We start from the raw sequence: 18,299 nt of genomic DNA, 5'->3' as shown, positions 1-18,299 counted from the left end.
CCGCCCGCAAGTGGGAGCCCAGGACGATCCGCCTGCGACTGATGCACATCCCCGCCACCATCGCCCGCCACGCCCGCCGCACCCTCATCCGCTACAGGGCCGACCACCCCTGGACCCATCTCCTCCTCCAAGGCATCGAACGCCTCCAGACCCTGCCCGCACCCTGACGCGGGCCCCCGCCCCTGAGAACGCCCCCCTGACCCCCGGGACCCCCCGACACCGACCACCGCGCCCCACCACGCGCGGCGAACCACCACACCCCCATGCCACAATCAACCCCGCAGCACCGGCAACGACGCCGCCCAACCCCACCCAACCAGACGATGAAAGATCGAGGCTAAGTGACGTGCTCGGCGGTTACCCGACGATCTCGCGGACCGCGGCGCCCGGCGCCGCCTCGCCCCGGACGCCGGGACGCGCACTCCGCCCCCGGGAACGACGGTCGGACCGCCGTGGTCCAGCGGAACGCAAGTGGTCCGCACAGGAGAGCACCGCCATGAGCCCACTGAATAACCTCCCATGTGCAGAGCGGGCCCCTCTGCACATGGGAGGATTTCAACAGTGTTGAGTGCCGGGGCGTTTCCGCATGATTCCGCCGATCTGCCGCCGGCCTGTTCCGGTTGAATGTGCAGCACCGCCCGGACCGCCCCAATGCCGCGCATTCGAGCCCGGCGCCCTGGCCCCGACACCGCGCGGGCAACCCCGTCCCGACACCGCGCGGGCAACCCCGTCCCGACACCGCGCGGACGATCTCGCCCCGACCCCGCGGCCCCGCCCGCCGGGCCGACGGAGCCGGCCCGGGGCGGGACCCTGCGGGGATCGCCATTGCACCAAGAGGCGCGCCCGGCGCGCCCTGGGTCGGGCCGACCATCGGGCAATCCGGTGGCGAGGCCTTCAGGCGCACCCCCGGATCGGGCGCCCGAAGACGAGCGACGTGCGGAGAATCGCCTTCGGTCCGCGACGCGGGCGCGCGGGTCCCGGCCGTCCTGACGGCGGGGCCCCGGCCTCTCTCGGCGCCGGGTCGAGCCGGGTCAGGGCAGGGGCAGGGCGCGGGCGACCTCGACGGCGCGTCTGACCTGCGCCTCGTCGGTGCGCTGGGGCGCCAGCGGGGTCGAGCCGGGCAGGGAGCAGCGCATGTGGATCTCCCGCACCCCCGCCCGCTCCACGACCTGCGCGGCGTTCTCCGGCCGCACGCTGCCCGCGGCGATGACCCGCGGGCCGCCGGTGGACACCAGGCCCCGCAGCACGTCCGCCCCCTCCAGCGCCGTGTCCGCGCCGCCGGCGGTCAGCACGTGGCTCACCCCCAGTCCGCCCAGGTCGCCGTAGGCCTCGACCGGGTCCCGGGCGGCGTCGATCGCCTTGTTGAAGGTGACGGGCGCGCCGTCGGCCGTGGTGACGAGCAGCCGCAGCAGGCCGCGGTCGATGGCGTGCTCCTCGGTGAGCACGCCGACGACGAAGCCGACCTCGACGGCCGGCGGCAGCGGTCCTCCCGGACCGCCGATCCTCTGCGGGCGCGTGTAGTCGCTCATCTCCCGGGCCAGCGCCACCACGCGCCTGACGTCGGCGATCATGGTGCGCCGCTCGTCGGAGTCGAAGACGAAGGAGCCCCCGCGCGGGCGGATCATGACGCGCAGGCCGAAGGGGGCGGCGTCGGGCCTGGCGGCCCAGTGGGGGCCGGCGATGGCGCGGCGCCGCTCGACCTCCTCCCCGGCGGCGAAGATGGCCGCCTCGACCGCGCCGATCGACGGCGTCGTGCCGCCGGCGGCGAGGTTGTCGCACAGCTCGGCCCGGTCCGCGCCCGCCCGCGCGGATATGCGCACGCCCTCGACGTTCTCCAGGCAGATCTCGACGGCGACGTGGGGCAGGTCGCGCCAGGGCGCGTTGGCGGGGGACGGGTTGCCCAGCGTCCGCAGGGACGGGGCCGAGCGGGTGAACCTCATTGCATTCATGGTCCGAGTGTGGCATGCCCGACGCCCCGCGAGGGCGGATCCGGATGCGAATCAGTCAGATGATTCAATCGAATAATAATCGGCGCATAATCGGATTGTGATCGGGTCGGGGCCGGTCGATGGTCGCAATGCGTTCGGATCAGCGGCCTCGGCGACGGCGCGCCGCGACCGGGCCGCGCTCAGGCGCCGCGGGAGCGGGTGACCGCCTCGCGCTGCTCGGCGGGCGCGGCGCCGGCCGCCGGCGCGGCCAGGACCGGCTCGGCGTGCGAGACGGAGGGGGCGGCGCCGGGCCCGCCCGCGGCGGCGATGAAGGCGCGGCCGCCGAGCAGGACGCCGAACAGGACGAGGACCGAGGTGGCGATCACGGCGATGACGCGGGTCGGGCTCAGCCGCGGCGCGGCGCCGGCGAACGGGGTAGCGGGGGTGGACATGACGGCCTCCTGGCGATTCCGGTGCTGTTCTGAAGTTCGCGGGGCGGGGTCGGCGCCCCGCCCTGACTTCAAGACAAGCCCGGGCGGCTGTTGCATCCCGTGGCGGCGCTTGTGCACGGCCTGTGAGTGCCGGCCGCCGCCGGGCGTGACGACTCTCATGGCGGGCCGGCCGCCCGCCCCTTTGACGACGTCGCGTCAGGTCAAATAGGCTCATCGGGCACGTAGGTAAGGCGAACCTTCTATTATGTTCGCGTCCGCCCCTCGATTCCCTTCACAACCAGCGCATCCCGGGAGGCAGGCATGGCACGCGCCCATGGCCGCGGCTCGACAACCCCCACGATCCCCATCGGCACGGTCCGCGGCCGGCGGGCCGACGCCGCCTCCTTCGCGCTGGCCGTCCTCAGCTCCCTGGCCCAGGCCTGGGCGCTGGTCGGCCTGGGGCGGGGCCTGGGCGCCCTGCTGGCCGCCGGCTCCGGCGCGACCGCCCCCGGCGCGGCCGGCCCCGGCGCGACCGGCTCCGGCGCCTGGCGCCCACTCCTCCTCCAGGCCGTGCTCGCGGCCGCGGTGTCCGGCGCCTGCCAGATCGTCGTCGAGGCCCTCTCGCGCACCTCGGCCGCCCGCGAGGAGGGCCGCCTGCGCTCCCGCCTGCTGGCGCACCTGTTCGACCTGGGGCCGGCCCGCGCCGCCGACCTGCGCTCGGGCTCCACCGTCTCCCTGCTGACCGACGGCGCCGAGCGCGTCGCCCTGTACCGCCAAACCTTCCTGGCCCCCACCGCCGCCGCCTTCGCCTCCCCGGCCCTCGTCCTGGCCCTCCTCGCCGTCGTCATCGACCCCCTGCCCTGCCTGGTCCTGCTCGTGGCCGTCGTCCTCGTGCCCGGCTTCATCATCGCCCTGCACCTGAAGGTCCGCCGCTCCTCCTCGGGCTCGCGCCGCGCGCGCACGCGCCTGGCCGGGGCCTACCTCGACGCCATCCAGGGCCTGACCACCCTGACCCTGGCCCGCGCCGCCGCGCGCACCGCCGCCGACCTGCGCCGGGCGGGGGAGGACAACCGCCGCGCCGTCATGGGGCTGCTGGCCGGCAACCAGCTCGTCATCCTCGTCACCGACTGCCTGTTCTCCCTGTTCTTCATCGCCGCCGCCGCCGGCATGGCCCTGATCCGGCTGCGCGCCGGGGCCATCGACGTCGGCGACGCCCTGGCCCTGGTGCTGACCTCCTTCGTCCTCCTCGAGCCCCTGGACCGGGTCGGCGCCTTCTTCTACGTCGGCATGGGGGGTCTGGCCAACCAGCGGGCGATGCGCCGCGTCCTGGGGGCCCGCCGCGCCCCCGGCGCCGCCCCCGACGACGGCGCCCCCGCCGTGCCCCCGGGGGGACGGGACGACGCCGCCCCCGCTCTGTCCCTGCGCCGCGTGACCGCCTCCTGGGCGGGGAACGGGGCCGGCGCCGGCGGCGCCCGGGGCCGCGGCGGGGCCGGTCGCGGAGGGCGCCCCCATCCGGCCCCCGGCCGCGGCGCCCCCGACGGCGCCCGGAGCCACGGAGACCGTGCCGGTCGTGATGGGGCCGGCGGGCGCGACGGGGACGGCCCCGTCGTGCTGAGCGACGTGGACCTGACCGTGGCGCGCGGCGAGCACGTGACCCTCGTCGGCCCCTCGGGGGCGGGCAAGTCCACCCTCCTGGCCCTGGCCTCCGGCGACCTGCTGCCCGCCGCCGGCACCGTGCGCGTGGGCGGGATCGCCTCGACCGCCGCCACCCAGGACGAGGTGCGCGCCGCCGGCGCCCTGGTCGCCCAGAGCACCTGGCTCTTCGCGGGCACCATCGCCGACAACCTCCGCCTGGCCGACCCGACCGCCACCCCCGAGCGCATGTGGCGGGCCCTGGAGCGGGCGAACCTGGCCCAGGAGGTCCGCCTCATGCCGGCGGGCCTGGACACCGTCGTCGGCGAGAACGGGCTGGGGCTGTCGGGAGGGCAGGCGCAGCGAGTCTCGCTCGCCCGCGCCTTCCTCGCCGACCGCCCCCTGCTGCTCCTGGACGAGCCCACCAGCCAGGTCGACCTGGCCGGCGAGGCCCAGATCATCGAGGCCATCGACCGCCTGGCGGTCGGTCGGACCGTCCTGACCGTCTCCCACCGCGCCGGCGCGCTGACCGGCGCCGACCGCGTCATCCGCGTCGCCGACGGCGCCCTGACCCCCGCCGGGCCCGAACCGGCCGCCCCCGGACCCGGCACCACCGGACCCGGCACCACCGAGAGCGAGGCCTGAACCGTGACCGACGCCGCCCCTCCCGCTTCCGCCGCCCCGGCCCCCGCCGAGCCCGCGCCGGCCCCCGCCGGCCCCGCGGCGCCGTCGTCCCCTTCCGCGGCGACGTCGGCCCCCGCCCCCTCCCGGCGCGAGCTCATCGCCTGGATGCTGCGGGTCACCCGCCCCGTCCTGGCCCCGCTCCTGGGATCGACCCTGGCCCGCATCGCCGACCTGCTCGCCGGCGTCGGCGTCTTCGCCCTGGGGGCCTGGGCCGTGGTGGTCACGGGCCGCCACCTGGCGGGCGGGCCCGCCGCGCCGCCGGCGCCGCCGGTCGGCACGATCGTCGCGATCATGGCGGGGCTGAGCCTGCTCAAGGCCGCCCTGCGCTACGCCGAGCAGTTCCTGGGCCACTTCGTCGCCTTCAAGGCCCTGGAGCTGCTGCGCGCGGAGATCTTCCGGGCCCTCATCCCGCGCGCCCCCCGGGTCATGGCCACCGCCCGCTCCGGCGACCTCATGGCCCGCGCCACCAAGGACGTCGACCGCATCGAGGTCTTCTTCGCCCACACCTTCGCCCCCATGGTCAGCGCCGTCGTCGTGCCCGCGACGGTCCTGACCCTCATCGGCGCCCGCGTGTCCTGGGCGGTGGCCGGCGCCGCCCTGCCCTTCCTCCTGGCGGCCCTGCTCGTGGCTCCCGCGGCCGGCCGACGGGCGGCACTGGCCTCCTCGCGCGCCGCCGCGGCCGCCCGAGCGCGCCTGACCGAGCACGTCACCGACTCCGTCCAGGGCATGAGCGAGGTCGTGGGCTACGGGCGCGCCGCCGAGCGCCTGGCCGCCACCGCCGGGCTCGACGACGACGTCGCCTCCGCCCTCCGCCCGGCGAGCCTGGTCGCCTCGCTGCGGCGCGGCGCCATCGCCCTGCTCGTGCTGGCCGGGCCCGCCGCCGCGCTCGCCGTCGGCGCGCCCGGGGTCGGGACCGGCGCCGTCGACGCCGCCGCCCTGGCCGCGGCCGTCGCGGCGCTCGTGCGCCTGAGCGAGTGCGTGCGCGCGGTGGAGGAGTCCGCCGGCGCCCTCAGCAGCTCCTTCGCCTCCGCCGAGCGGGTCCACGAGGTCGTCCACGCCCCCGTCGAGCTGCCCGACGGCCGGGAGGAGCTCGCCCCCGCCGCCGGCGGCCACGAGGTGGTCTGGGACGACGTCGTCTACTCCTACCCGAACGCCTCGGCCCCGGCCCTGCGGGGCGTGAGCCTCAGGGCCCCGGCGGGGCGGTGGACCTGCCTGGTGGGCGTGTCCGGCTCGGGCAAGACGACCCTGGCCCAGCTCGCCCTGCGCTTCGACGACCCGCAGGGCGGGCGGGTCCTCGTGGGCGGCCGGGACGTGCGGGAGCTGACCGGCGACTCGCTGCGCCGCGAGGTCGTCCTCGTCAGCCAGCGGGCCCACCTGTTCCGGGCCGGCATCGCCGACAACGTCCGCCTGGCCGCGCCCGGCGCCACCGACGCCGAGGTGGAGGCCGCCTGCCGCGCCGCGGGCGTCCACGAGGACATCGTGGCCATGGACCGCGGCTACGACACCCCCGTCGGCGAGCGCGGGCTGTCCCTGTCCGGCGGCCAGCGCCAGCGCCTGGCCCTGGCCCGCGCCCTGCTCACCCGCCCCGGCGTCATCGTCCTGGACGAGTTCACCTCCCACCTGGACCCCGGGCTCGACGCCGCCGTGCGCGACGCCGTGCGCCGCTGGGCCGAGGGCGTCACCGTGGTCGAGATCACGCACCGCCTGCGGTGGGTCGAGCGGGCCGATCGCGTCGTCGTCATCGACGCCGGGCTGGTCGTGGCCGACGGCGAGCCCGCCGAGCTGCTCGCCGTCGACGGGCCCCTGCGGCGCCTGGCGGCCAGGGACGCGGCCGGGAACTCGATGCGGTGATGAGGCGGCGCGGCGCGGCGCGGCGGTGTCACGGCGCGGCCCCGCCCCTCCGCCCCTCATGTCCGCGAACGCGCAGGTTTCCAGTCGAACGCGCATCTCCCAGCCGCGCGTTCGACTGGAAACCTGCGCGTTCGCGGGGCCGGGGTGGGTGCGGCGCCGACCCGCACGAGCCGCCGCCGAAAACCTGCGCGTTCGCGGGGCCGGGGGCGCGTAGCCGGGGATGACGCCGCCGGCGCCGTCGGGAACCCGCGCGTTCGCGGGGCCGGGGCCCGTCATGGGGAGGCCTCCCCGCCGCCGCCCGGGCCGCCCGGGCCCGCGCGGCTTCCTCCCCGGGCGGCCCGTGCCGTAGAGTGCACTCGCCCCTGTCGCCGACGAGGAGAGCACCACCGCCCATGAGCCCCGCCACCGCCCGCGCCCGAGCCGTGATCCCGGACCATGGCTGAGGACTGGAACGCCCAGCGCGTGACCTCCCTCGCGCCCGACGCCAGGGTGGCCGCGGCCGGCCTCAAGCTCGCCAAGACCGGGACCTGGTCCGACGTCGGCTACCACGAGTCCCTGCTGTGGGGGCAGTGCAAGGGGTCGGGGAAGAACCCCTACCAGGTCTGCGCGGACCTGGCCGACTCCGCCTTCCGCTGCTCCTGCCCGTCGCGCAAATTCCCCTGCAAGCACGCCGTGGGCCTGCTGCACCTGTGGTGCGACGGCGCGGCCGCCCCCGCGCAGCCCGCCGAGTTCGCCCGCGAGTGGGCCGAGCGCCGGGCCGCGCGCGCCGCCAGGGCGGCCGAGCGCGCCGCCGGCACCGCCCCCGACGCCGACCCGGCCACCGCCGCCAAGCGCGCCAAGGCCGCCCGGGCCCGCGCCGCCCGCCGCGAGCAGCGCGTCACCGACGGCCTGGCCGACCTCGACCGCTGGATCCTCGACCAGATCGACCAGGGCCTGGTCACGACCAGCGAGAGCCGGAGCACGGCCCTGCGCCGCCTGGCCGCCCGCATGGTCGACGCCCAGGCGCCCGGGATCGCCGCCCGCCTGGGCGAGCTCGCCGACCTGGACGACCAGGGCCCCGACTGGCTGCACGCACTGACCTCCGAACTGGGCGCCATCCACCTGCTCGCGCGCGCCTGGGCCGGGCGCGAGCACCTGCCCGCCGACCTGGTGGCCTGCGCGCGCCGCGAGATCGGCCTGACCGTCCCCTCCGAGGAGGTCCTGGCCGCCCCCGGCGTCGAGGACCGGTGGGCGGTGATGGGCACCCGCGACCGCGAGGAGGGCCGCGTCACGGCCCGCGACTTCTGGCTGTGCGGCACGAGCACGGGACGCTGGGGACGCATCATCGCCTACGCCCGCGAGGCGGAGGAGCTGCCCACCACCTTCAGCCCGGGAACGCTGGTGCGGGCCCGCCTGCACTTCCACCCCGGGCCCGGGCTGCGGGCGCTGTCCCTGCCCGAGCAGCCCGCCGCCGAGCCGGTCGCCGGCTGGGACCCCGGGCCGCTGAGCATCGCCGGCGCCCGCGGGGCCTGGCGCGACGCCCTGGCCGCCGACCCGTGGGCGGACGCCCGGCCACTCCTCGTCGCCGGCCGCCTGGCCGCCGACGCCGAGGGGCGCCTGGCCCTGAGCCCGCGGAAGGCGGACGGGGAGCAGTCGGACCGGGGGGACGCCGGGGAGCATTCGGACCGGTCGGACCGGGCCGGCGCTTCCGCCGCCCTGCCGCTGCTGCGGGTCGGCGCCCACCGCCGCCTGACCCTGAGCGCCGTCTGCGACGACGTCGTGGTCGCGGGCCTGATCTGCCCGCAGGGCCTGTGGCCCCTGAGCCTGCTGATCGAGGGGACGGTGGTGCCGCTGTGAGCGGATTCGACGACGTCGTGCGCGCAGCCGCCCTCGGCGCGCGCAACCGGCCCCTGACGGAGGCCTCGCTCAGCGCCCCCGTCGCCGCGGTGCTCAGCGGGGCCGACGGCGCCGAGCGCGTGCTCGAGGCGGCCGCCGCCCACGCCGCGGCCGCTCGCACAGCCATCCCCGCCGCGCCCGCGACCGCCCTGAACCTGCCCGCGCGCCCCGCCCCGGTCATCGACCCCGGCCTGGCCGACATCCTGACCCGCATCATGGCCCTGGACCACCCGCAGGACGAATTCATCGTGCGGGTCCTGCGCCTCGTGCGGCGCCGGGGCCTGCGCCTGCCGCCGCCGCTCCTGAACCGGGTGGCGAGCGCGCTGAGCGGCGACGACCGGGATGAGGTCGTGGCGGTCATGGACGAGCGGGACCGCGCCGTCTTCGCCCTGGACGAGTGCTGGGCCGCCCGCATCCGGCGCTTCGCGCAGCGGAACGCCCCGCCCGACCCCGCCCGGTGGGAGGACGGCGACGCCCAGGAGCGCGCCGACCACCTCGCCCGCCTGCGCCGCACCGACCCCGACGCCGCCCGCGCCCTCCTGGCCGACGGCGCCTGGCTCAGGGCCAGGGCGCCCGAGCGCGAGCAGATCCTCGACGCCCTGGCCATCGGGCTGGGCCCGGCCGACGAGCAGATCCTGGAGGAGCGCCTGGACGACCGCGCCGAGGCCGTGCGGGGCCGGGCCGCCGAGCTCCTGAGCCGCTTGCCCTCCTCCGCCCTCATCGCCCGCGCCGAGGCCCTGGCCGAGCGGCACGTCGTCGTCACCCGGCGCGCCCTGCGGGCCCCGGCGGTCGAGCTGCACGGCATCGAGATGACCGACGCCCTGGCCCGCGACCGCTACCCCGCCAAGGCCCATCGGACCTCCGCCTCGCTGGCGCGCCTGGAGGAGGTGATCGCCCGCATCCCCACCTGGCGGTGGCCGGACCTCGTGGGGATCTCCGCCGCCGAGCTGGCGAGGGCGCGAGTGCGCTGCGACGGGCAGAAGGCGGACCTGATCGCCCCGCTGGTCCGGGCCGCCGTCGCCTGGCGCGACGGCGAGCTCGCCGCCGCCCTCGCGGACCTGGGTCGCTCCCCCGCCCCCGCCGGCCTGTTCGGCCTGCTCGACGAGCCGCGCCGCGAGGCCCTCCTGCACCGGCTCATCACCGCCAAGCGCTACAGCGCCGTCGTCACCTGCACCCTCAGCTGGCCGTCCGAGCTCACCGCGGAGCAGTCCAGGGTCTTCGCCCGCTCCCTGATCGCCGTGACCAGGCCGGGCTCGTACATCTCCGACTCCCGGTGGTGGGGCGTGCTGCCGGCGCGCTGCGCGCCCGACGCCCTCGACGAGGTCCTCGCCATTCTCCGGGGCGCCCCGCCCGACACCCTGAGCGACCTGCGCGTGCAGACCGTCATCACCGCCCTCGAGCTGCGCCGCGAGCTGCTCGAGCTGACCGACCGGACCGACCAGGAGGCATCGTGACCACCGCAGACACCGCCGACGACACCACGGGGCTCCTGCGCCCCCACGCCGAGCAGCGCTACGCCGAGGAGCTGGCCGCCCTGGCGGCCCTGGACGAGCGCCCCCGCCCGACCGGCTGGCGCCTGTCCCCGTGGGCGGTGGTCACCTACCTCATGGGCGACACCCTGGCCGACGGCACCGTCATCACCCCCAAGTACGTGGGCAGCCGCCGCCTCATCGAGATCGCCGTGGCCACCCTGGCCACTGACCGCGCCCTGCTGCTGCTGGGCGTGCCCGGAACCGCCAAGTCCTGGGTGAGCGAGCACCTGGCGGCCGCCGTGTGCGGCACCTCCACCCTCCTGGTCCAGGGCACCGCCGGCACCGCGGAGGAGGCCGTGCGCTACGGCTGGAACTACGCCCGCCTCCTGGCCGAGGGCCCCTCGCCCGAGGCGCTCGTGGCCTCCCCGGTCATGGAGGCCATGCGCTCGGGGCGCATCGCCCGCGTCGAGGAGCTCACCCGCATGCCCTCCGACGTCCAGGACGCCCTCATCACCGTGCTCAGCGAGAAGACGCTGCCCGTGCCCGAGCTGGGCGCGGAGGTCCAGGCCCGCGGCGGCTTCAACCTCATCGCCACCGCCAACGACCGCGACCGCGGCGTCAACGACCTGTCCTCCGCGCTGCGCCGCCGCTTCAACACCGTCGTGCTGCCCCTGCCCGACTCCGCCGAGGAGGAGGTCGCCATCGTCTCGCGGCGGGTGGCCGACCTGGGCTCCGCCCTGCGGCTGCCGCCCGCCGAGGGGGCGCTGGACGAGATCCGGCGCGTGGTCACCGTCTTCCGCGAGCTGCGCCAGGGCGTCACCGAGGACGGGCGCACCACCGTCAAGTCCCCCTCCTCGACCCTGTCGACCGCCGAGGCCATCTCGGTGGTCACCAACGGACTGGCCATGAGCGCCCACTTCGGCGACGGCATCCTGCGCCCGGGCGACGTCGCCGCCGGGATCCTGGGGGCGGTCGTCGCCGACCCGGTGGGCGACGCCGTCGTGTGGTCGGAGTACCTGGAGACCGTGGTGCGCGACCGCCGGGGCTGGAAGGACTTCTACCGCGCCTGCCGCGAGGTGAGCAGGTGACCACCCCCGCGGCCGGGCCCGGCGCTGGCGGGGCGGCCCCGCCCCCCGGCCGACCGGGCGACCCGGGCGGGGCGGACGCGAGCGCGAGGACCGCCGGGGGCGCGCCGGGCAGGGCGGACGCGCCGCCCCAGGCCCCGCCCGCCGCGCCGGCGCCGCCGGTGCGGGTCCTGGGCGTGCGCCACCACGGCCCCGGATCGGCCCGCGCGCTCGCGTCCGCCCTGGAGGACTACCGGCCCGACTGCGTGCTCGTCGAGGGCCCGGCCGACGCCGACGACCTGCTGACCTGGGTCGGCGCGCCGGGCATGGAGCCGCCCGTGGCGCTGCTGGCCTGGAAGGCGGACGAGCCAGCGGTCGCCTCCTTCTGGCCCCTGGCCGTCTTCTCCCCGGAGTGGCAGGCGCTGCGCTGGGCCGCCGAGCACGGCGTCGAGGCCCACTTCATGGACCTGCCGGCCCGCCACGTCCTGGCCGAGCAGGCGGACAACGGCAAGAAGAAGGACGGCGAGGGCCCCGGGCCCGACGACGCCGGGTCTGGCGGCGACGAGCCGGTCGGGCCCGCCGCGAGCGGGCCGGCCGACGACGCCGGGCCTGACGGCGCCCCCGGCGCGGGCGGCGGCGCCCCCGACGCGGGCGGCGCCGAGTCCGGCTCTGACGGCGCCGAGCCCGCCGCCGACGAGGACCCCGGGTCCGGCGGCGCCCCCGACTCGCCCCCGCGCACGGACCCCATTGCCGAGCTCGCCCGCCTGGCCGGCTACGCCGACCCCGAGGCCTGGTGGGAGGACGCCGTCGAGCTGCGCCTGGACGGCGACCCCTTCGACCCGCTGGCCGAGGCCATCGGCCTGCTGCGCGAGACCGCCCCGGAGACCGACGAGCGGACCCTGCGCCGCGAGGCCCACATGCGCAAGGTCCTGCGCGCCGCCCGCAGACGCGGGCACGAGCGCATCGCCGTCGTGTGCGGCGCCTGGCACGCCCCCGCCCTGAGGGGCCGCCTGCCCGCCGCCAAGGCGGACAACGCCCTCCTGACCGGCATGCCCAGGGTCAAGACGCAGCTGACCTGGGTGCCCTGGACGCACCAGCGCCTGGCCGCCGCCACCGGCTACGGCGCGGGCGTGACCTCCCCGGGCTGGTACCACCACCTGTTCACCGCCCCCGACGAGCCCGTCGTGCGCTGGCTCACGCTCGTGGCCCGCTCCCTGCGCGAGCACGACCTGCCCGCCTCCTCCGCCCACGTCATCGAGGCCGCCCGCCTGGCCGAGGCGCTCGCGGCCCTGCGCGGGCGCCCCATGCCCGGTCTGGACGAGGTCGGCGAGGCCACCTGGTCCGTGCTGTGCGAGGGCAGCACGGCGCGCGCCGAGCTGGTGACCCGGGAGGTCGTCGTCGGCCAGGCCCTGGGGACGGTGCCCGACGGCGCGCCCATGGTCCCCCTGGATGCGGACATGCGCGCCACCGCCAGGCGCCTGCGCCTGGCCTTCTCCGCCTCGGCGCGCTCCCTGGTGCTGGACCTGCGCAAGCCCACCGACCTGGCCCGCTCCCACCTCCTGCGGCGCCTGGCCATCGTGGGGGTGGACTGGGGCAGCCCGCGGCAGGTGTCGGGCACGGGCACCTTCAAGGAGGGCTGGGAGCTCGTGTGGCGCCCCGAGCTGGCGGTCGACGTCGTCGCGGCCGCCTCCTGGGGCACCACCGTCGCCTCCGCGGCCGGCCACGCCCTGATGGAGCGCACCGACACCCTGCCTGCGGTGACCGGCGCCGTCGAGGAGGCCCTCGCCGCCGGCCTGACGGACGCGCTGCCCGAACTGCTGCGCGTCCTGGACGAGCGCGCCGCCGGCGAGAGCGACATCACCCACCTGCTCGCCTCGATCCCCGCCCTGGCGCGCGCCCAGCGCTACGGCGACGTGCGCGCCACCGACACCGCCAGCCTGGCGGCCGTGGCCCGCGCGGTCCTGGCCCGCGCCTGCGCCGGCCTGCCGGCCGCGGCGAGCGGGGCGGGCCAGGACGCGGCCGAGGCGCTGCGCCGCGCCGTGGACGGGGTCCAGGACGTCGTCGCCCTGCTCGGCGAGGAGGAGGGGCGGCGGTGGCGCGAGTGCCTGCTGGCGACCCTGCGGGTCCACGCGCTGCCGGGCCTGCTGGCCGGGCGGATCACCCGCGTCCTGCTCGACGGCGAGGGGCTGACGCCCGAGGACGTGGCCGGGCGGATGAGCCGGACCCTGTCCCCCGGCTCCGACCCGGCCGATCAGGCCGCCTGGGTGGAGGGCTTCCTCGCCGGCGACGCCCTGCTCATCATCGAGGACCGGCGGATCCTGCGGCTGCTGGACGAGTGGGTGCGCCGCATCGACGACCGGGCCTTCGTCGACGCCCTGCCCTCGCTGCGCCGGGCCATGGGGTCGTGGCCGAAGGCCTCCCGGCGGGCGCTGGCGCGCCGCCTGGCGCAGGGCGAGGAGGCCGACACGACGGACCCGGCCGGGGACGACGAGGAGCTGCTCGCCTTCGCCGCCCCCGTGCTGGCCACGGTGGGAACGATTCTGGGAGGTGGACGATGAGCCCCGCGAACAAGCCCGCGGATGCGCCCGCGCCGTCGTCGGACTCGCCGCTGGACGGTCCGATCAGCGCCGAGGAGCGCTGGCAGCTCATGCTCGGCGCCAACGAGGAGCTGGGCGGGCTGCGCGGGTCCCTGCAGGCCATGGACCGCGCGCTCGGCGCCCTCTACAACACCGGGGACGACGCCGAGGACGGGGGCGGGAGAAGGGGCGGCCTGGGAGCCTCCGCGCCGTCGGTCACCCGCTGGCTGGGCGATATCCGCAACTACTTCCCCAGCCGGGTCGTGCGGGTCATGCAGACCGACGCCATCGAGCGCCTGGGCGTGCGCTCCCTGCTGACCGAGCCGGAGGTCCTGGAGACCCTCGAGCCCGACGTCCACCTCGTGGCCACCCTCGCCCAGCTGTCCTCGGTCATCCCGGAGCGCTCGAGGGCCACGGCGCGCGCCGTCGTCGCCAAGGTGGCCCGGCAGGTGGAGGAGAAGATCGCCGACCGCCTGCAACAGAGCGTCCTGGGGGCCCTCAACCGGGCCTCGCGCACCTCCCGGCCCCGCCCCGGCGACATCGACTGGAACCGAACCATCGCCGCGAACCTCAAGAACTACCTGCCCGAGCACCGCACGGTGGTGCCCGAACGACTCATCGGCTACGGCCGCAGGCACCTGGGCGTCCAGCGGGAGTTCGCCATCTGCCTCGACCAGTCCGGCTCCATGGCGACCTCCGTGGTCTACGCCTCGATCATGGCGGGCGTCATGGCGTCCCTGCGAACGCTGCGCACCTCCCTGGTGGCCTACTCCACCGACATCGCCGACCTCACCGAGGCCCTGGCCGACCCGGTCGACGTCATCTTCGGCGCCCAGCTGGGCGGGGGCACGGACACCTCCCCGGCGCTGGAGTACTGCCGGCGGACCATCACCCGGCCCTCGGCGGCGGTGCTCCTGCTCATCTCCGACCTCTACGACTCCGATCCCAAGCGCATGCTGGAGCACATCGCCCGGATCCAGGCCGACGGCATCCAGGTGGTGGTGCTGCTCACCCTGTCCGACGACGGCCTGCCCTTCTACAACCACGACGTCGCGGCCTCCCTGGGGGACATGGGGGTGCCCGCCTTCGGCTGCACCCCCGACGCCTTCCCGGACCTCATCGCCGCCGCGATCCAGGGCGAGGACCTGGGCCGCTGGGCCGAGCAGCGGGCGGCGGCGCCGTAGGCGGGGCGCGCGGGCGCCGGCTGGCGCGGGGCCGCGGCGGGCGGGCGACGTCGTGGCACGGCGCGGGAGCGGGCCTCCGGCGCCCCTCACACGTCGTCGACGTCGTCGTAGGACTTGGGGTCCTCGATGGGCTCCAGGTGCGCCGAGACGCGCAGGCTCGGGTCGGCCTCGACGAGCTCGTCGATCATCCGCTCGGTGAAGTCGTGGCCCTGCTTGACGCTCCAGGTGCCGGGGACGAGCATGTGGACGTCGGCGAAGCGGCGGTTGCCGGCCTCGCGCACCCGCACCGCGTGGAAGTCGATGACGCCGGCGCGCCGGTGGCGGTCGAGCACCTCCGTGATCGCGGCCAGGGCCTCGGCGGACGGCGCGATGTCCATGAGCCCGGCCACCGAGTCCCTGATCAGGGTGAAGCCCGTCCACATGATGTTCAGGCCCGCCCCCAGCGCCACCACGGCGTCGAGCACGGGGGAGTGGAAGACGGCGACCAGGCCCACGCCCACCAGGACGGCGGCGGAGGTGACGACGTCGGTGGCCAGGTGCTTGGCGTCGGCCACGAGGGTCGCCGATTTCTCCCTGCGGCCCTTGCGGTGCAGGACCCCGGCGACCGCGCCGTTGACGACGGAGGCGACGACGGACACCGCCAGGCCCAGGCCCAGCCGCTCGGGCATGACCGGGGCGATGAGGCGCTCGATCGCCGAGAAGATGATGAAGGCGGCGGCCACGAAGATCATGGTCCCCTCGACGATCGCCGAGAAGTACTCCGCCTTGGAGTGGCCGAACTGGTGGTCCTCGTCCGCCGGCCGGATCGAGATCTTCAGGACGATGAGGGCGATGACGGCCGCCACGAGATTGACCGCCGACTCCGCGGCGTCGGAGAGCAGGCCCACCGAGCCGGTCATCCACGCCGCCCACCCCTTGAGGGCGATGGTGGTCAGGGCGGCGCCTATGGACAGCCAGGCGTAGGCGCTCAGGTCCTTCGGCGGGGCGTAGCGTGACGAGGGCACGGTGCGCAGTGTGCCCGGGAGCGGCCGGGCCGGGCCAGTCAGGGTTTCGCAGGCCCGCAAGCCGGTCCGAATCCGCTGCCCCCTGGGAAGGTTATTCAGCAGGCGCGGTTATGCGGGGCGGGGCGCCGGAACCGCGCCCGAAGACCGGCTCGCTGATCCCGCCGACACCCGGGTCGATCCCACTGCGCCGGGCGCCCTCCCACACGCCCGGGGGCGACTTGAGCGGGTCATCGCGGCCGGTCCCGCGCCCAACGCCCCACCGCCCTCAACGACCCTTCGCGTCACACCCGGCAAATGCACTCGGACGCCCCCAGGATCACCTTCGCGATCTCCGAATTCGATTTACAATGCGTGAATGACCATTCCGCGGGATTCCGCCACGAGGACCCGATCTCCATCCGCCTGCGGAGGGAGTGGGGACGCCGCGGGGCCCGGCCTCCAATGGCGCGCCAGGAGCGCGGCCGAGGCGCTGGGCGGCCGGGCGAGGTTCGCGGACGCGCTCGGGGTCCCCGACTCCCAGTGCGCACGATGGATCCGGGGCGAGGACTCCCCCAATGCGGAGAACGCGCGCGCCATCGTCGACCTGGAGTACGTCGTCGCCCGGGCCCGCCTGCTGTGGAGCGACGACGAGACGGTGAACCTGTGGCTGAACGGGCGCAACGCCTTTCTCGGAGGCGCCCGCCCCATCGATGTGATCATGACCCGGGGGGTCTCTCCGGTGGTCGACGCCCTCGACCAGGAGATGGCCGGAGCCTTCGCCTGATACCCGCGGGCGGGCCTCCCCGGGCGGGCTCGAAGCGCACGGCGCCCCGGCCTTCGCCTGATACCCGTCGGCGCCCCGTGAGCGCGGTCCCGTAGAATCGCCCGGTGCTCGCCACCCAGATCCCCGTCCCCGAGGCGCTGCCGGACACCTTCCGCGCCGTCGACCTGTGCGGGGTCCTGCTCAACGGGATCCTGGGCGGCCTGATCGCCCGGCGCAAGAACTACGACCTGGTCGGCTTCGTCGTCCTGGCGATACTGACGGCCACCGCCGGCGGGATCCTGCGCGACGTCATGATCCAGGCCGGCCCGCCCTTCGCCCTGACCGACCCCTACTACCTCTACACCGCCTGCGCCGGGGCGCTCATCGCCTGGTGGGTCCCCTTCCGCTCCACCCCGGCGCGGCGCCTGCTGGTCGTGGCCGACGCCGTCGTGCTGGGCACCTGGTCGGCCACGGGCGCCTCCAAGGCCCTGGCCAACGGGCTGGGCGTCATGCCGGCGCTGCTGCTGGGGTGCCTGACGGCGGTGGGCGGCTCCATGATCCGCGACGTCTCCGTGGGCGAGACCCCGGCGGTCTTCGGCGGCAACAAGCTCTACGCGATCCCGGCCCTGTGCGCGGCGGGCACCGACGTCGCCCTCGTGAGCGCGGGGCTCGCCGAGGCCTGGGCGATGCTCGCCTCCGCCCTCGTGGGCGCGGGCACCTGCCTGGTGGCCTACTGGCGCTCGTGGCGGCTGCCCGTGTCCGCCGACGTCGAGCGCGAGCGCGCCCGCAGGCGCCGGGAGCGGGCCGCGGCCGGATGGCTGCGCCGGGGCGGAGGGACTCCGACGACGGCGTCGGCGTCGGCCCTGGTGCGCGGAGCCGGGATCGCCGCCGGATGGCGCCGCGCGCTCATGGTGCTGCCGCGGCGCGTCTCCCGGCGCCCGCTGCGGCGGCGCGAGCCCCTCGACCCGGCCGACATGTAGCCCCGCCGCCCGACGCCGCCGGACCGCGCGCAGACGCCGCTTTCGAGGTGACGTCCCCGGCACTCGCGGCCCGACGCCGCTGGCGCGCCGCATCGGGCCCGACTGCCCGGCCCGAAGTTCGCGCCGGCCCGGGCCGCCGTCGCGTCGAGCCGCCCGGTGCTCAGCCCTCGGTGGGGCGGACCTCCGCCTGCCCGACGTCGACCGGGCCGGACCCCGACTGCGCCGCCGGCTTGGGGGCGCCGCCGAAGAGCCGGTCCTTGACGGCCTCGGCGACCTTGTCGGTGACGGCCTCGCCCTGCTGGCGCACGAAGTTCGAGGCCTTGGTGGAGGCGGAGTCGACCTTGTTGCGGACGGAGGGGCGCTCGACGATCCTGGTCGCGGCGGCCTTGATGCGCTCGTACTGGGCGCGACCGGCGCGCGTGCCGAGGACGTATCCGGCGCCGAGCCCGAGGATGAAGGGGATCTTGCTGGCCATGGTGCCTCCTGGTGCGGGTCGGTTGCGGCGTGCAGCTGCGCTTCACCCTACCGGCCGCGGACGGCGGGAACGGGCGCCTGCGGGCGATTGCGCCTTGGGCGATCCGCGCGGGGCCGGGTCAAGTCCCTTGGTGTGGTGTTCTTCCGGTCAGGTGGTGATGGCGGGCAGGGCGGCGCGGTCGCTGGCGCTGTTGTCGGCCTGGAGCATGTCGGTCAGGTGTCGCAGTGAGGTCTGGGACAGGTAGCGGCGTTCGCCGTACTGCCACTCCTCGTGCTGCTCCAACAGGACGGATCCGATCAGGCGGGTGACGGACTCGCTGTCGGGGAACACCTGGACGACGTCTGCTCGGCGCTTGATCTCGCGGTTGAGGCGCTCGATGGGGTTGTTGGACCAGATCTTGG

The 18,299-nt window shown here is 76.4% G+C and carries 14 protein-coding genes; 9 read left to right on the top strand and 5 right to left on the bottom strand.

Going from position 1 to position 18,299, the window contains the following annotated elements; genetic code table 11:
• Positions 1 to 1,031 precede the first annotated feature (1,031 nt).
• Both G446_RS0112260 and G446_RS17825 read right to left on the bottom strand, forming a co-directional pair.
• A complete protein-coding gene (locus tag G446_RS0112260; RefSeq protein WP_211228301.1) occupies positions 1,032 to 1,940 on the bottom strand; it encodes a copper homeostasis protein CutC in 909 nt (302 codons plus the stop codon).
• Positions 1,941 to 2,128: 188 nt separating this feature from the next.
• Positions 2,129 to 2,380 carry a hypothetical protein gene (locus G446_RS17825; RefSeq protein WP_034470470.1) on the bottom strand — a complete coding sequence of 84 codons (252 nt, stop codon included), beginning with the start codon at positions 2,378 to 2,380 and terminating at the stop codon, positions 2,129 to 2,131.
• 300 nt (positions 2,381 to 2,680) lie between these two features.
• Between G446_RS17825 and G446_RS17820 the strand changes: the two genes are divergently transcribed.
• The 7 genes from G446_RS17820 to G446_RS0112220 all read left to right on the top strand — a co-directional run bounded on the left by G446_RS17820 (position 2,681) and on the right by G446_RS0112220 (position 14,697).
• Positions 2,681 to 4,636, top strand: a complete 1,956-nt coding sequence (locus G446_RS17820) for an ATP-binding cassette domain-containing protein (protein WP_084779231.1) — start codon at positions 2,681 to 2,683, stop codon at positions 4,634 to 4,636.
• Positions 4,637 to 4,780: 144 nt separating this feature from the next.
• Positions 4,781 to 6,526 (top strand): thiol reductant ABC exporter subunit CydC, encoded by a 1,746-nt coding sequence (cydC, locus tag G446_RS17815; protein ID WP_084779232.1) that lies wholly within the window; start codon positions 4,781 to 4,783, stop codon positions 6,524 to 6,526.
• Between the two features lie 435 nt (positions 6,527 to 6,961).
• Positions 6,962 to 8,362: an SWIM zinc finger family protein gene (locus tag G446_RS0112240; protein WP_026410352.1), complete on the top strand. Its 1,401-nt coding sequence runs from the start codon at positions 6,962 to 6,964 to the stop codon at positions 8,360 to 8,362.
• Positions 8,359 to 9,855: a DUF5691 domain-containing protein gene (locus G446_RS17810; RefSeq protein WP_051285987.1), complete on the top strand. Its 1,497-nt coding sequence runs from the start codon at positions 8,359 to 8,361 to the stop codon at positions 9,853 to 9,855. Before G446_RS0112240 ends, G446_RS17810 begins: the two co-directional genes overlap by 4 nt.
• Positions 9,852 to 10,961: an ATP-binding protein gene (locus G446_RS0112230; protein WP_156916667.1), complete on the top strand. Its 1,110-nt coding sequence runs from the start codon at positions 9,852 to 9,854 to the stop codon at positions 10,959 to 10,961. Before G446_RS17810 ends, G446_RS0112230 begins: the two co-directional genes overlap by 4 nt.
• Entirely contained in the window at positions 10,958 to 13,495 is a 2,538-nt protein-coding gene (locus G446_RS17805) for a DUF5682 family protein (RefSeq protein WP_084779230.1), read from the top strand. The genes G446_RS0112230 and G446_RS17805 overlap by 4 nt, the downstream gene beginning before the upstream one ends.
• The gene (locus tag G446_RS0112220; RefSeq protein ID WP_084779229.1) at positions 13,492 to 14,697 is read left to right on the top strand and encodes a VWA domain-containing protein; all 1,206 of its coding nucleotides are present in this window, start codon (positions 13,492 to 13,494) and stop codon (positions 14,695 to 14,697) included. The genes G446_RS17805 and G446_RS0112220 overlap by 4 nt, the downstream gene beginning before the upstream one ends.
• An 86-nt stretch (positions 14,698 to 14,783) precedes the next feature.
• Here G446_RS0112220 and G446_RS0112215 read toward each other — a convergent pair whose 3' ends face one another.
• Entirely contained in the window at positions 14,784 to 15,701 is a 918-nt protein-coding gene (locus G446_RS0112215; protein WP_026410349.1) for a cation diffusion facilitator family transporter, read from the bottom strand.
• A 355-nt stretch (positions 15,702 to 16,056) separates the two neighbouring features.
• Between G446_RS0112215 and G446_RS17800 the strand changes: the two genes are divergently transcribed.
• Together G446_RS17800 and G446_RS0112205 are read left to right on the top strand one after the other, a co-directional pair.
• On the top strand, positions 16,057 to 16,464 hold the full coding sequence (locus G446_RS17800; RefSeq protein ID WP_051285986.1) for an antitoxin Xre/MbcA/ParS toxin-binding domain-containing protein: 408 nt from the start codon (positions 16,057 to 16,059) through the stop codon (positions 16,462 to 16,464).
• Positions 16,465 to 16,568: 104 nt separating this feature from the next.
• Complete coding sequence (locus G446_RS0112205) at positions 16,569 to 17,423, top strand: trimeric intracellular cation channel family protein (protein ID WP_026410348.1); 855 nt, start codon at positions 16,569 to 16,571, stop codon at positions 17,421 to 17,423.
• Between the two features lie 160 nt (positions 17,424 to 17,583).
• Here G446_RS0112205 and G446_RS0112200 read toward each other — a convergent pair whose 3' ends face one another.
• Both G446_RS0112200 and G446_RS17795 read right to left on the bottom strand, forming a co-directional pair.
• Entirely contained in the window at positions 17,584 to 17,898 is a 315-nt protein-coding gene (locus G446_RS0112200) for a hypothetical protein (protein ID WP_026410347.1), read from the bottom strand.
• Between the two features lie 147 nt (positions 17,899 to 18,045).
• On the bottom strand, positions 18,046 to 18,299 hold a 254-nt coding region (locus G446_RS17795; protein ID WP_034469716.1), incomplete at its 5' end, for a transposase.

Source organism: Actinomyces dentalis DSM 19115 (assembly GCF_000429225.1).
In the GTDB taxonomy this organism is placed as follows: domain Bacteria; phylum Actinomycetota; class Actinomycetes; order Actinomycetales; family Actinomycetaceae; genus Actinomyces; species Actinomyces dentalis.
This window is presented reverse-complemented; position numbering and strand designations above follow the sequence as displayed.

Coding starts and splice junctions, on each gene's coding strand:
- G446_RS0112260 (WP_211228301.1), bottom strand. CDS start 1,940: ATGAGGTTCACCCGCTCGGCCCCGTCCCTGCGGACGCTGGGCAACCCG.
- G446_RS17825 (WP_034470470.1), bottom strand. CDS start 2,380: ATGTCCACCCCCGCTACCCCGTTCGCCGGCGCCGCGCCGCGGCTGAGC.
- G446_RS17820 (WP_084779231.1), top strand. CDS start 2,681: ATGGCACGCGCCCATGGCCGCGGCTCGACAACCCCCACGATCCCCATC.
- cydC (WP_084779232.1), top strand. CDS start 4,781: ATGCTGCGGGTCACCCGCCCCGTCCTGGCCCCGCTCCTGGGATCGACC.
- G446_RS0112240 (WP_026410352.1), top strand. CDS start 6,962: ATGGCTGAGGACTGGAACGCCCAGCGCGTGACCTCCCTCGCGCCCGAC.
- G446_RS0112220 (WP_084779229.1), top strand. CDS start 13,492: ATGAGCCCCGCGAACAAGCCCGCGGATGCGCCCGCGCCGTCGTCGGAC.
- G446_RS17800 (WP_051285986.1), top strand. CDS start 16,057: ATGACCATTCCGCGGGATTCCGCCACGAGGACCCGATCTCCATCCGCC.
- G446_RS0112200 (WP_026410347.1), bottom strand. CDS start 17,898: ATGGCCAGCAAGATCCCCTTCATCCTCGGGCTCGGCGCCGGATACGTC.